Genomic DNA, 12807 nt, shown 5'->3' on the forward strand with positions numbered 1-12807 from the left:
CGCTGTTTGCTGGAACAGACATGCCGCGTTGGTGTTTGGCACCACGATCGACGGCGTAGAGTCGCCACGTGCGGCGATTACCGCAGCATTAAAACAGCCGCGATCTGTCTCGGGCGGAACCCGCTGTGGGTTCGCTCACCCAATGAATGATCGAGCGCTAGGATGACAACAAGCGTGGAGAGCGGCCATGAGAGCACTGGTTTGGCACGGTAAGGAGGACATCCGCTGCGACCAGGTTACAGATCCCGGCATCGAGGAGCCTCGAGACGCCATAGTCAAGGTAACGGCCTGCGCGATCTGCGGCTCTGACCTCCACCTCTTTCACAACCTGATCCCGGCGATGCTGCCTGGCGACGTGATCGGACACGAGTTCATGGGAGAGGTCGTCGAGGTCGGCCCGGGAGTGAACGGAAAGCTCAGGAAGGGCGAGCGGATCGTCGTGCCCTTCACCATCTTCTGCGGCGAATGCGAGCAGTGCAGGCGCAAGAATTTCTCGTGTTGCGAGAGGACGAACAGGAATCGGAAGTTGGCCGAGGCCACATTCGGCCATCCCATCGCCGGGCTATTCGGCTACACGCACCTCACCGGCGGCTATCCCGGTGGTCAGGCGGAATATGTTCGCGTCCCCTACGCCGACACGACCCACATCAAGGTACCGGACAGCTTGACCGACGAGCAGGCGCTGTTCCTGGGCGACATCTTCCCGACCGGCTGGCAGGCTGCCGTCCAGTGCGACATCGAGCCCACCGACACGGTCGCCATCTGGGGGTGCGGCCCCGTCGGACAGATGGCGATCCGCAGCGCGATCCTCCTCGGCGCCAGGCAGGTGATCGCCATCGATTGCATCCCCGAGCGCCTCTCGATGGCGGAGGCGGGCGGTGCGATCCCCATCAACTTCGAGGAGGAGAGCGTCATCGAGCGCCTGAACGAACTCACCGACAACAAGGGGCCGGAGAAATGTATCGACTGCGTCGGCATGGAGAGCCACGTCTCGATGTCGCAGCCCGACACCATCTATGACCGGGCAAAGCAGATGCTGATGATGGAGAACGATCGGCCGCACGTGCTGCGGGAGATGATCTATGTGATCCGGCCAGCCGGCACGATCTCGATCCCGGGCGTCTATAGCGGCTTCTCCGACAAGATCCCCCTGGGACAGGCCATGAACAAGGGCCTCACCTGGCGGATGGGCCAGACGCACGTGAACCGCTGGACCGATGATCTCACCCGGCGCATCGAAGAAGGCGAGATCGATCCCTCCTTCGTGATCACGCACACTGTCGGCCTCGAAGAAGGCCCGGAGATGTACAAGATTTTCCGCGACAAGCAGGACAGTTGCATCAAGGTCGTGCTCAAGCCCGGGCAGGAGGTGACCATACAATGACTTACCTGTCGAACATCGTGCGCTCACCGGGAGATCCGAAGATCATCCGTTCCGGCCCCAGTTCCCTGGGGACCGCGGATCGTCTAGCCCGCGCATTGGGCTGGTTCAGCATCGGCCTGGGCCTTATGGAGTTGATTGCGCCGCACCGGATCACCCGGACCCTAGGCATGGAAGGCCAGGAATCGCTTATTCGCGCCTATGGCGCGCGCGAGATCGGAAGCGGGATACTGTCCTTGTCCATCGACAAGCAGGTCGGCTTGTGGAGTCGTGTCGCGGGCGACGGGCTCGATGTGGCGACGGTGATGCCCGCAATGCGCGACGACAATCCGAAGCGCGACAATGTCGGCCTGGCGCTGGCGATGCTTCTTGGTGTCATGGCGCTCGATGTAATCGCTGCTCAGTCCGTGACATCGCGGCATAGCCGCGGCAGCAGACAATGGCGCGACTACAGCGACCGCAGCGGCTTCCCGCGAGGCATAGAATCTGCCCGTTCGCAGGCTCATCGGCGACCGGGATCGCGACATGAAGGACCAGGAATTGCTGCTGTTCATTAGCGAGCAAGACTGGCCACGGCTGAAGCCGAAGCCGAGCCGGCACTCGGTCTAATCTCGCTGCTATGGAATGGAGCGTGGACCGTCAATAAGTCGCGCGCCCGCCCGAAAGATCGAACACCGATCCGGTGGTAAAGCTGTTTTCCTTCGAGACCAGCCAGGCCACCATGCTGGCGGCCTCTTCCACTTCCAGGAAGCGCCCCCGCGGGATCTTCGAGAGCATGTAGTCGATGTGCTCCTGCTTCATCTGGTCGAAGATGCGGGTGCGGGCCGCCGCTGGCGTGATGCAATTAACGGCGATGTCGAGTCCGGCAAGCTCCTTGCCGAGCGATTTGGTCAGCGCGATCACGCCGGCCTTTGACGCCGAATAGGCCGAAGCGTTCGGGTTGCCTTCCTTGCCGGCGATCGAGGCGATGTTGACGATCCGGCCATAGCCGCGCTGCCTCATTCCCGGCACCACGGCACGGTTCACGTGGAAGGTGCCGTTGAGGTTGATCTCGATTACCCGCCGCCAATCCTCGAGCGGGTAGGTCTCCAGCGTATGGTTCGGGCCTGCTATGCCGGCGGAGTTGACCAGGATCGAGACCGGACCGGACTCCTGCTCGCTGCGGGCATGCGCGGAGACCGCTGCATCGGCGTCGGTGATGTCGACCACGACACTGCGTGCCGCCTCGCCGAGTTCCGCGACGGCTGCCTGCAGCCGCTCGGCGTCCATGTCCCACAGGCTGACCTTTGCGCCCGACTGCACGAGTCTCTGAGCTACGGCAAAGCCGATCCCCTGCGCGCCGCCAGTGACGACCGCCGTCTGGTCCGTAAGATCGATCCTGTTCATATAGCCTCCCCATTCTTCCAAGCAGCGCCCCCGGCAAAACTCTCTGGCCGGCAGGCCAGCATGGGGTCGCCGGTGATTCTTAGCCAGATTCACATTGCCGGGAAATGGTGAGGCGCCAATGCCGACATGATCTCGGCAACTGTCATAAGATCGGAATACTTCTGGCCCATGTCGAACAGATTGGCCTCGTGCGGCCCCAGCGCGCGGTCGCCCACGCAGTCGGTGGCGACCATCGTCCGGTAATTGAGGCTCATGGCATCGATGACGCTCGCGCGTACGCAGCCGCTGGTCGTGCACCCCGTGACCACCAAGGTGTCGATACCCTTGGCGATCAGGTTCGCAGCAAGCGGAGTCGCGAAGAATGCGGAGGCCTGCGTCTTGCGGATCACGAGTTCGCCGGGCCGCGGCTCGAGAGCCGGCACCACCTGGCTCGCCGCGGCGGCCTCCGTGAGGTCGCGCAGGCGCGGCACCTTCTCGCACCAGAGGCTCGCATCCGAACCGTCCGCGGCATAGACGATGCGCGTGAAGATTACCGGCAGGTGGTTTTCCCTGAAGAAGGCGAGCAGCGGCACGGTCGCCTTGACCGCCTCGGCGATGTTGCCGCCGCCGAGGATCTCGGGATCGTGGAAGCCGTTGACGAAGTCGATGACGAGCAGCGCCGGGCGCGCGCCGAAGCCGGTCTTCTGGCCGAACTGCTGCTTCTGGTAGACGTCGTTGCCGCTCACGAGGCCCTCCTCAGGATCGAGAGATCCCCCTGTTCTTTGACGCCGGCGAAGCGCTCCAGCGATTTCAGCAGGTCCTCGCCGCGATAGCCGCGCCCGATCACAACGATGGTGTCGTCCTCGCGCCCCTCCTGCGCCGGCAGCATCTCCGGCGACTGGACGACCTTCCGCACGCTCTGCAGCAGCAGGCGTCCGGCAGGCGTTCGCACGACGCCTTTCACCCGCATCACGTCGTCGCCGCGCGCATGGAGCAGCGCCGAAAGCCAGACCCCGAACGCGGTCCAGTCGATCCGATCGTCCAGTTGGAGCCGCGTCGGGAAGATCGCCGATGCCTCGCCCTGCAGTTCCGGAAGCGGTTCGGGAATTTCGCCCTCTCCGGAGGGCGGCGGCACCGGCGAGCCCTTGATCGCGCCTTCGATCATGGCAGCCGGGCTGAGCGTCTGGAGCGTCGCTACCAGCCGCCCGAGCGAGGCCATGTCGGCCTCGTCGAGCTTGGTCACGACCAGCCGGTCGGCCGCCTCGACCTGGCGCCGACTGAGCGGCTCGCCGACGAGTTGCGCCAAGCCATGCAGGCCGTCCACGCAGACGATAGTCTCGCTGACCAGGATGTGATGAACCAGCATCGGATCCGTCCGGATCGCCTCGAGAATGGCGCCAGGGTCGGCAAGGCCGCTGGTCTCGAGTACGATGTGCTTGAGCCGCGCCTCGCCGGAGGCCGTGCGGCTCCGAATATCACAGAGGCGCCGCAGCCGTTCGACGAGTTCCGTCCTGGCCTCGCAGCAGGCGCAGCCGCCGGCCAGCACCTCGATCGCCGAGGCGCGCGCGAGCAGCGCATCATCGATTGGCGTTTCGGCCGCTTCGTTGACGATGACGTGGGCACCGGTGAAGGCGTCGGCGTGAAGCTGGTGGCGCAGCCAGGTGGTCTTGCCGGAGCCGAGAAACCCGCCGAGCAGGGTCAGGCGCATGCGGCCGTCAGTCATGGGCGGGAACGAGGCTCCAAGTCGAACGGAATGAAGCCCCCTCCCGGCTCGCTATGCTCGCCACCCTCTCCCCGCTGGGGAGAGGTGGCCGCCGGCATCGCCGCCGCGCTCTTCTCCCCACCGGGGAGAAGGTGGCCGCGAAGCGGCCGGATGAGGGGGACGAACTAGGATCGAACGCCATGATCGCCCAGTTGCCCCCTACTCGCCCAGAAACCGCGGATCGAGCGGATCGATCGGCCGCCCGAGCATCCGCTCCGCCTCGCACCAGACCTCGTCGAGATCGCGTACGATGGTCTGGCTGCCGAAGTGATTGCCAATCTGGATGCCGGGCATTTGCCCGTCATCATGGGCGGTGAGGCCGTAGGCCGGCAGCACGGAACGCAGCACCTGCGCCCGCCGGTAGCGGGCGCGCAGCCGGTCGCCCGGCGAGGCGGCGCCCGTCTCGGTCCAGTGGCCGGGTGCGGCCGGATATCCGCAATTCGCGCACATGGAGTTCTCCGCCGACGATGGAGCAACCACCCTAGAGCGGTTCACGGCAAGATGGAAACCGCTCCGGTGCTGCTCCTAACCCGGTCGGGATGGCGGCTCAGATGACTTCCGGCCGCTTCCCGCCCGCGAATGGATAGCGCTTGCGGAAATCGTCGGCGATCTCCTCGAAGGTCATCCACTTGACGCCGGAATGGCCGTTGATGTGCTCGATCAGCCGCTCCAGCATGAGCAGGACCTGCGGACGGCCGCTGACGTCGGGATGGATGGTGAAGGCAAAGACCGCGTAATCCATCTCGCGATAGACCCAGTCGAACTGGTCGCGCCACATCTCCTCGATGTCGCGCGGATTGACGAAGCCGTGGCTGTTGGGCGCCTTCTTCATGAACATCATCGGCGGCAGGTCGTCGACATACCAGTTGGCGCCGATCTCGACGAGGTCGATCTCCTTGCCGTGCTTGAGCGGATGCATCCACTCCTCGGCCTTCTTGGAATAATCGATGACGTTCCAGGAATCGCCGACGCGCGCATAGAAGGGCTGGAAGTCGCGATAGCCCTGGCTGTGGTCGTAGGTGAAACCGTACTTCTGCAGCAGCGCGGCGGTCGATTGCGACATCTCCCACCACGGCGCCACATAGCCGCGCGGCTTCTGGCCGGAATGCTTCTCGATCAGTTCGATGCTCTTGACCAGGACCGCCTCTTCCTGGGTCGGCGTCATCGCGATCGGGTTCTCGTGCAGATAGCCATGCGCGCCGAGTTCGTGGCCGTCCTTCACGATCATCTCGATCTCCTTCGGGAAGGTCTCGATCGAGTGGCCAGGGGCGAAGAAGCTGGTCTTCAGGTCGTATTTCTTGAACAGCCGCAGCAGGCGCGGCACGCCGACCTCGGTCGCGAAGATGCCTCGCTGGATGTCGGATGGCGAGTCACCGCCGCCATAGGAGCCGATCCAGCCTGCAACCGAGTCGATGTCGGTGCCGAACGCGCAGATGATTTCCTTCTTTGCCATTTACATGCTCCCATTCTGGCCGTCGTCGCGGCATGTTGGATTGGTCCAATCGAATTGATAGGAACATGGACGCATTGAAAAATCCAGAATTTTCTTTATCGTGAAGAACAACTTAAGCTATTGTCGTTCCACATTAATTTGTATTGCGCATCAATCGATGAGTAATTCTGGATTGCTGAAGCGGAAAGAAAAATGAGCTGGGGAGAGTTGTAGTGGCGAGTTTGAAGATTACGATCGCGGACATGGTTTTCACCGCGCGCCTGGAGACGGACAAGGCGCCGCATACATGCGCGGCCTTCGCCGCCCGCCTGCCCTTCGCAAGCAAGGTCGTGCATGTGCGCTGGAGCGGCGAAGGCGTATGGATCCCGCTCGGCGACCTCGACTTCGGCGTCGGCTACGAGAACCACACAAGCTATCCTGCGCCGGGGCAGATCCTGCTTTATCCCGGCGGCATATCGGAGACCGAGATCCTGCTCGCCTATGGCGGCGTGCATTTTGCCAGCAAGATGGGCCAGCTTGCCGGCAATCATTTCATCACGTTGACCTCCGGCCTCGACCTACTACCGGAGATTGGTCGGCGCGCGCTCTGGCAGGGCGCGCAGGACATCAAGTTCGAGGCGGCATGACGCGACCATGGGCGGCGCGCTCAACGACTATTCCGCCTGGGTGGGCCGCTCCGAGGAGAGCCGCGACAGGCTGACTGCCGGCCCGCTCGACCGGCTTGCAGCGACGCTGGACCGCGACGATCCGCGCGCAAGGGACGGCGACGTGGTGCCGCCGCTCGCCCACTGGCTGTTCTTCCTGCCCGATGCCCGCCAATCCGAGATCGGACCGGACGGTCATCAGAAGCGCGGCGGCTTCCTTCCGCCGGTGCACGAACTGCCGCGCCGCATGTGGGCCGGCAGCCGCATCGCCTTCCCGGGAGACATCCGCGTCGGCGACTTGGTCACCCGCCGCTCGACCATCAAGTCGGTGACTACCAAGGAAGGCTCCAGCGGCCCGCTCGTCTTCGTCACCGTCCGCCACGAGATCGGCAGGGAGGGCGAGCCGGTCGCGATCGTCGACGAGCATGACATCGTCTATCGCGGGCTGGAGGCGCCGGCTGCAAAACCCGCCCCCGCAGCACCAGCCGGTGCCTGGCATCGACAGTTTGTGCCCGACGCGGTGATGCTGTTCCGCTATTCCGCGCTGACCTTCAACGGCCACCGCATCCATTACGACCGCGACTATGTCACGCGCGAGGAAGGGTATCCTGGTCTCGTCGTCCATGGCCCATTGACGGCGACCCTGCTGCTAGACTTGATCCGCCGCAATGCCCAGCGATCGCGTATCGCGCGCTTCTCCTTCCGTGCCGTGTCGCCGCTGTTCGACGGCAACGAAATGAGCCTGGACGCCGATCCCCCGAACCCGGGCGGCATCGTGAAGGCCTGGGCGCGGAACCACGAGGGCCGCCTGGCCATGACAGCCGAGGCAGTGCTCGAATGAGCGGCAAGCTGCGACCTATCGATCGTCGTCCGCCTGCCAACGCCTTCAAGGGCGATGCTACAACGTAGGCGCCTCCCTCTCCTCGTACATCACGGGGAGAGGGTAAGCATCTCCGGTCAACGTATTACACGCCGATCGGCATATGCTCGGCCGAGCGGGTGACGGCGCGCGGAGCGGTCAGTTCCTTCCACACTGACAGCGCCTTCGCGACCGCCGGGAACGGCTTGCGGTGCAGGAGCTTGCCGCGGCCGGGCTGCGGCTGCGAGTTCTGGCCGTAGGACCACACGACGTCGCCGCGCGAGATCGTGTAGCGGGCTTGGCCGTTCACATGGAAGCCTTCGAAAACGTTGTAGTCGATGATCGACTTCTGGTTGGCGGCCGAGATCGTCTTCGAAATCTTGGGATCCCAGACGACGAGGTCGGCATCCGAGCCCGGGAGGATCGCGCCCTTCTGCGGATAGATGTTGAGGATCTGCGCGATGTTGGTCGAAGTCACCGCGACGAACTCGTTGGGCGTGATGCGGCCGGTCTCGACACCCTTGGTCCAGAGCACAGAAAGCCGGTCCTCAAGGCCGCCGGTGCCGTTCGGGATCTTGGTGAAGTTGCCGATGCCCGTGCGCTTCTGCTCGGTGGTGAAGGCGCAGTGGTCGGTCGCCACTACCTGCAGCGAACCAGCGGCCAGGCCGGCCCAGAGCGAAGCCTGATGGCTCTTGTCGCGGAAGGGCGGGCTCATCACGCGGCGCGCGGCATAATCCCAATCCCTGTTGAAGTACTCGGTCTCGTCGAGCGTAAGGTGCTGGATCAGCGGCTCGCCAAATACACGCATTCCCTTCTGCCGTGCCCGACGGATCGCCTCATGCGCCTGCTCGGACGAGGTATGGACGATGTAGACCGGCACCCCGGCCGCATCCGCGATCATGATGGCGCGGTTGGTCGCCTCGCCTTCCACCTCGGGCGGGCGCGAGTAGGCATGCGCCTCAGGGCCGTTATTGCCTTCGGCCATGTACTTCTGCTGCAATGCGGCGACGATGTCGCCGTTCTCGGCATGGACGAGCGGCAGCGCGCCAAGCGCCGCGCAGCGCTGGAACGACGCGAACATCTCGTCGTCGTTCACCATCAGCGCGCCCTTATAGGCCATGAAGTGCTTGAAGGTGTTGACGCCGCGCGCGACGACCTTCTCCATCTCCTCGAAATGCTTCTGCGACCAGCCGTTGACGCACATGTGCAGCGAGTAGTCGGACGAGGCCTGCCGCCGCGCCTTCGCCTCCCAATCGTCCAGTGCGGCGAGCATGCCCGCCTCGCCGGGAATGACGAAGTCGACGACCAGCGTGGTGCCGCCCGAAAGCGCCGCGAAGGTCCCGCTCTCCCAGGTCTCGGCAGCCGTCGTTCCCATAAACGGCATTTCGAGATGCGTATGCGGATCGATGCCGCCCGGCATGACATAGGCGCCTTCGGCGTCGACCGTCTTGTCGCCCTTCAGGTTCGGCCCGATCGCTGCGATCTTCTCGCCCTCGATCAGGATATCCGCCTCGTAGGTCCGGTCCGCGGCGACGATTGTGCCGCCCTTGATCACTGTCGACATGCTCTTCTCCCTTTATTCACGCTTCCCCTCGCGACCACTGCTCTTGCTGCGGCCACGATTTGATCACACTTCCGGCGGCGGGACCGCTCCCTTGCGCTCGACGATAAGCCTATACGTTTCCGGCTCGCGATGCTTGGCGAAATTGAAGATGGTCTCGCGGTAGCGCTTGCCGAGGTCGAGGTCGCAGCGCGCGGTGATGATCTCGTCATCCAGCGACACCGCCTGGGCGACGATCTCGCCGGACGGCGCGATGATGGCGCTCTGCCCGACCATGTTCGAGCCTTCCTCGACGCCGCACTTCGCCGTGCCGATCACCCAGGTCGAGTTCTGGTAGGCGCCGGCCTGCATCGAGAGATGGTTGTGAAACTGCGTCAGGCTGTCGATGTCCTTATGGCCGGTGTGGTCGTAAGGGGTGTTGTATCCAAGCATGACCATCTCGACGCCTTGAAGGCCCATGACGCGGTAGGTCTCGGGCCAGCGGCGGTCGTTGCAGATGCACATGCCCATCACCCCGCCGAAGCCGCGGAACACTGGAAAACCTAGATCCCCCGGCTCGAAATAGCGCTTTTCCAGATGCTGGTGCGTACGGCCAGGCTGCGGCTCGACATGGCCGGGCAGATGCACCTTGCGGTATTTGCCGATGATGTTGCCGGACCGATCCACCAGGATGGAGGTGTTGAAGCGCCGCTTGCGGCCGCCCTCCTGCACCAGTTCGGCGTAGCTGACATAGAATCCGACGCCGAGCTTCTTCGCTTCATCGAACAGCGGCTGGGTCTCCGGCCCGGGCATCTCCTTCTCGTAGTAGCTGTCGAGTTCGGCCTCGTCCTCGATCAGCCAGCGCGGGAAGAAGGTCGTCAGCGCAAGTTCGGTAAAGACCACCAGTTCCGCGCCCCTCCCCTTCGCCTCCCGCATCATCGCGATGAGACGCCTCACCGTATCCTTGCGCGTCTCCGATTTCGCGATCGGCCCCATCTGGGCCGCTGCCGCGTGGATGATCCTTGCCATATCTAGCCTCCCTTCTCCGCCTTGCTTCGTTCCAGAACGAAGCGGTGAATCTCCATGTGATCCGCCTTCTGGCCCAGCTCTGCCGAGGCCGCAGTCCAGAGTCCGGCGGCGGCGCGCAGCCCATCGAGATCGAGGCCGAGTTCGTGCGACAGGTCCGCGGCCGTCCGCAGATCCTTGGCCATCAGCGCCATTGCGAATCCCGACGCGAAGCTGCCGGAAAGCACGAAGGGCTTCATCTTCACTTCGGTCGAGTTGTTGCGTCCTGTCGAGACGTTGAGCACGTCGATGAGGACGTCCGGATCGACCCCAAATCTTTCCGCGACGACCACCGCCTCGCAAGCGGCGACCAGCCCGGCCGCGGAGACGTAGTTGTTGAGCGCCTTCACCGCGTGGCCCGATCCGACCGGCCCTGTCGCGACGATCGAACTGCCCATCGCCTCCAGCACCGGCCGCGCCCGCTCGATCTCACCATGATCGCCGCCGGCCATGATCGCCAAAGTGCCCGCCTCAGCGCGCTTCACCCCGCCTGAGACGGGAGCGTCGACGAACTGCAGGCCCTTTGCCGTCAGTTCCTCGGCCAGCCGCCGGGTCTCCAGAGGCGCAGAAGAACTCATGTCGATGACGAGCGCGCCCGGCGCCAGCGCATCCGCAGCCCTTCCCGATCCCATGAGCACGTCGCGCACGACGGGGCCGTTCGGCAGCATCGTTATCAGGACAGACGAGTCCTTCGCCGCCTCCGCAGGCGTGGCGCAGGCGATCCCGCCCGATGCGGAGAACGTCGCGAGCGCCGCTTGCGAAACATCGCTGCCGCGCACGCCGAATCCCGCCGCCACCAGCCGCGAGGCCATGGGCATACCCATCATGCCCAGGCCGACAAATGCCATCGGCCCGGGCGGCAGGATCGGCTCAGTCAATCCCCATCTCCTTGAACACCTCCTTGGCGATGCGGAAACTGTCCATGGCAGCCGGCACGCCGCAATAGGTACCGATCTGCAGAAAAATCTCCTTCAGCTCCTCCTTGGTGAGGCCGTTGTTGATCGCGCCGCGGATATGCAGCTTGAGTTCGTGCGGGCGGTTCAACGCGGCGATCATGCCGAGATTGAGGATGGACCGCGAGCGCCGATCGAGGCCCGGTCTGTTCCAGGTGCCGCCCCAGCACCATTCGGTCGTGAGTTGCTGCATCGCCCAGTTGAACTCGTCGGCCTGCTCCAGCGAGCGGTCGACATAGTCGGCGCCGAGCACCTCTCGACGCGTCTTCAGCCCGCGCTCGAAGCGTTCGGATCGTGGCTTGTTGGCTGTCATCGGTCCTCCTCAGGCCTGCGCCTCTCGCAGCTCTCGCTCGATCGCAATTGCATGGCCGAGCAGGCGAGTGTCCTCGTCATGCGCCGCCGACATCAGGATGCTCGTCGGCAGGCCTTTCTCGTCACGGCCGCTGGGAAGCGCCACCGCGCAGAGGTCGAGCACGTTGCCGAGTGCAGTGTTGCGCAAGGTCTTAAGATTGACGGCATGGAACAGTTCGTCGTCCGCCTCCAGCGGTGCCACTTCGGGCGCGGTGTGCAGCGTTGTCGGCATTGCAAGCAGCGCGCCGGAGAGCCGCGCAGTGATCCGGGGTATCAGTTGCTCCCGCGCCTGCTGGATGGAGAGCAGGTCGGCCGCAGACATGCGCTTGCCGCCCATCATGCGGAAGATCACGCGGCGATCCACCTGCTCCGCCTGTTCGCTGTCGGCCATTTCGCGATATTGGGTATAAGCCTCTGCGGCGATCAGCGTCCCATAGCGCGCAGTGATCTCGAGAACTTGGTCGAGTCCGTCGACGTGCTCCCGCCTGATCGTTGCGCCGGCCTTACCGAGAGAATCGAGTGCCCGCTCGTAGTTTTCCAGCACCGCCGGTTCGGCGCCATCCGTCACCACATTCGTCGGGACGACCACCGTCAGCGACCTGATGTCCGCCCGGCGCACGGGAGATGCAACCTCACCCCGCAACAGCATATCGGCGACGATGCAGTCCTCCACGGTGCGCGCGAGCGGACCAATCGTGTCGTAGCTGCGGGCGAGCGGGATCAGGTCGTGCTTGGCAATGCGGCCGGTGCTGGTCTTGTAGCCGACAATGCCGTTGAAGGCCGCGGGGATGCGCACCGATCCGCCTGTATCTGTGCCGATCGCGATTGGGACCAGCCCGGCTGCCACCGCCGTCCCCGATCCGGACGAGGAGCCGCCGGGAGCGCGGTGCGTGGTCCGGTCGTTCGGATTGACCGGCGTACCAAAATGTGGATTGAGGCCGAGCCCCGAATAGGCGAACTCCGTCAGGTTGAGCTTGCCCATGGTGACCATCCCGGCCGCAGCAGCATTTGCAACGCAGGGCATGTCCCGGTCCCGGACCGGACTGTCGGCCAGCAGCGCGGAGCCCGCCGTGGTGCGGGTGCCCGCCACGTGGAAGAGGTCCTTCCAGGCGAGCGGCACGCCGTCCAGCGCGGAGAGCGGGTTGCCTTCGCGATAGCGCCTGGCGGAGGCTTCCACCTCGCGGCGCGCCCGTTCGGGCGTGACCGTGATGAAGATGTTGGCGGCCGTGGACTTGTCGATGCGCTCCAGCAGGCACTCGATCACCTCGACCGGACTCGCTTCGCCGCTGCGATAGGCGAGCGCGATGCCTGCGGCCGAACGGCTGGCGATTGTCTCGATATCGGTCACTTCCCATCTCCCGTTCCTTCGCCAGACGATTGCTCGCCAGGCAAAACATCACCGTCGCTTCGCGCATGCGCGAAACGCTTCGTCCG

General features: G+C 64.4%; 14 protein-coding genes. 4 read left to right on the forward strand and 10 right to left on the reverse strand.

Features of this window, described 5'->3' with window-relative positions; all coding sequences use genetic code 11:
• The first annotated feature begins 187 nt into the window (after positions 1–187).
• Positions 188–1384: a zinc-dependent alcohol dehydrogenase gene (locus HUI96_RS17725; RefSeq protein ID WP_188256011.1), complete on the forward strand. Its 1197-nt coding sequence runs from the start codon at positions 188–190 to the stop codon at positions 1382–1384.
• The gene (locus tag HUI96_RS17730) at positions 1381–1938 is read left to right on the forward strand and encodes a hypothetical protein (RefSeq protein ID WP_188256012.1); all 558 of its coding nucleotides are present in this window, start codon (positions 1381–1383) and stop codon (positions 1936–1938) included. The genes HUI96_RS17725 and HUI96_RS17730 overlap by 4 nt, the downstream gene beginning before the upstream one ends.
• 82 nt (positions 1939–2020) lie before the next feature.
• Here HUI96_RS17730 and HUI96_RS17735 read toward each other — a convergent pair whose 3' ends face one another.
• From HUI96_RS17735 to HUI96_RS17755, 5 genes are all read right to left on the reverse strand, one after another.
• Entirely contained in the window at positions 2021–2767 is a 747-nt protein-coding gene (locus HUI96_RS17735) for an SDR family NAD(P)-dependent oxidoreductase (RefSeq protein ID WP_188256013.1), read from the reverse strand.
• Positions 2768–2856: 89 nt separating this feature from the next.
• Positions 2857–3492 (reverse strand): isochorismatase family protein, encoded by a 636-nt coding sequence (locus tag HUI96_RS17740; RefSeq protein ID WP_188256014.1) that lies wholly within the window; start codon positions 3490–3492, stop codon positions 2857–2859.
• Positions 3489–4469: a CobW family GTP-binding protein gene (locus tag HUI96_RS17745; protein ID WP_210320215.1), complete on the reverse strand. Its 981-nt coding sequence runs from the start codon at positions 4467–4469 to the stop codon at positions 3489–3491. Before HUI96_RS17745 ends, HUI96_RS17740 begins: the two co-directional genes overlap by 4 nt.
• A gap of 198 nt (positions 4470–4667) precedes the next feature.
• The gene (locus HUI96_RS17750; RefSeq protein ID WP_188256015.1) at positions 4668–4958 is read right to left on the reverse strand and encodes a hypothetical protein; all 291 of its coding nucleotides are present in this window, start codon (positions 4956–4958) and stop codon (positions 4668–4670) included.
• Between the two features lie 97 nt (positions 4959–5055).
• Positions 5056–5961: a polysaccharide deacetylase family protein gene (locus tag HUI96_RS17755; protein ID WP_188256016.1), complete on the reverse strand. Its 906-nt coding sequence runs from the start codon at positions 5959–5961 to the stop codon at positions 5056–5058.
• 212 nt (positions 5962–6173) lie between these two features.
• Between HUI96_RS17755 and HUI96_RS17760 the strand changes: the two genes are divergently transcribed.
• Together HUI96_RS17760 and HUI96_RS17765 are read left to right on the forward strand one after the other, a co-directional pair.
• Complete coding sequence (locus tag HUI96_RS17760) at positions 6174–6587, forward strand: DUF3830 family protein (protein ID WP_337918438.1); 414 nt, start codon at positions 6174–6176, stop codon at positions 6585–6587.
• A 7-nt stretch (positions 6588–6594) separates the two neighbouring features.
• The gene (locus tag HUI96_RS17765; protein WP_188256017.1) at positions 6595–7446 is read left to right on the forward strand and encodes an FAS1-like dehydratase domain-containing protein; all 852 of its coding nucleotides are present in this window, start codon (positions 6595–6597) and stop codon (positions 7444–7446) included.
• Positions 7447–7570: 124 nt separating this feature from the next.
• Here the strand turns inward: HUI96_RS17765 and hydA are convergent, their stop codons facing one another.
• The 5 genes from hydA to HUI96_RS17790 form a co-directional block, all read right to left on the reverse strand.
• Positions 7571–9028 (reverse strand): dihydropyrimidinase, encoded by a 1458-nt coding sequence (gene hydA, locus HUI96_RS17770; RefSeq protein ID WP_188256018.1) that lies wholly within the window; start codon positions 9026–9028, stop codon positions 7571–7573.
• 63 nt (positions 9029–9091) lie between these two features.
• Positions 9092–10033, reverse strand: a complete 942-nt coding sequence (locus HUI96_RS17775; RefSeq protein WP_188256019.1) for an N-carbamoyl-D-amino-acid hydrolase — start codon at positions 10031–10033, stop codon at positions 9092–9094.
• 2 nt (positions 10034–10035) lie between these two features.
• Positions 10036–10917, reverse strand: a complete 882-nt coding sequence (locus HUI96_RS17780) for an NAD(P)-dependent oxidoreductase (RefSeq protein WP_188256121.1) — start codon at positions 10915–10917, stop codon at positions 10036–10038.
• Between the two features lie 22 nt (positions 10918–10939).
• The gene (locus HUI96_RS17785; RefSeq protein WP_188256020.1) at positions 10940–11335 is read right to left on the reverse strand and encodes a carboxymuconolactone decarboxylase family protein; all 396 of its coding nucleotides are present in this window, start codon (positions 11333–11335) and stop codon (positions 10940–10942) included.
• A 9-nt stretch (positions 11336–11344) separates the two neighbouring features.
• Complete coding sequence (locus HUI96_RS17790) at positions 11345–12721, reverse strand: amidase (RefSeq protein ID WP_188256021.1); 1377 nt, start codon at positions 12719–12721, stop codon at positions 11345–11347.
• Positions 12722–12807 lie beyond the last annotated feature (86 nt).

It is taken from the genome of Pseudaminobacter soli (ex Zhang et al. 2022) (assembly GCF_014595955.1).
GTDB lineage: Bacteria > Pseudomonadota > Alphaproteobacteria > Rhizobiales > Rhizobiaceae > Kumtagia > Kumtagia pseudosoli.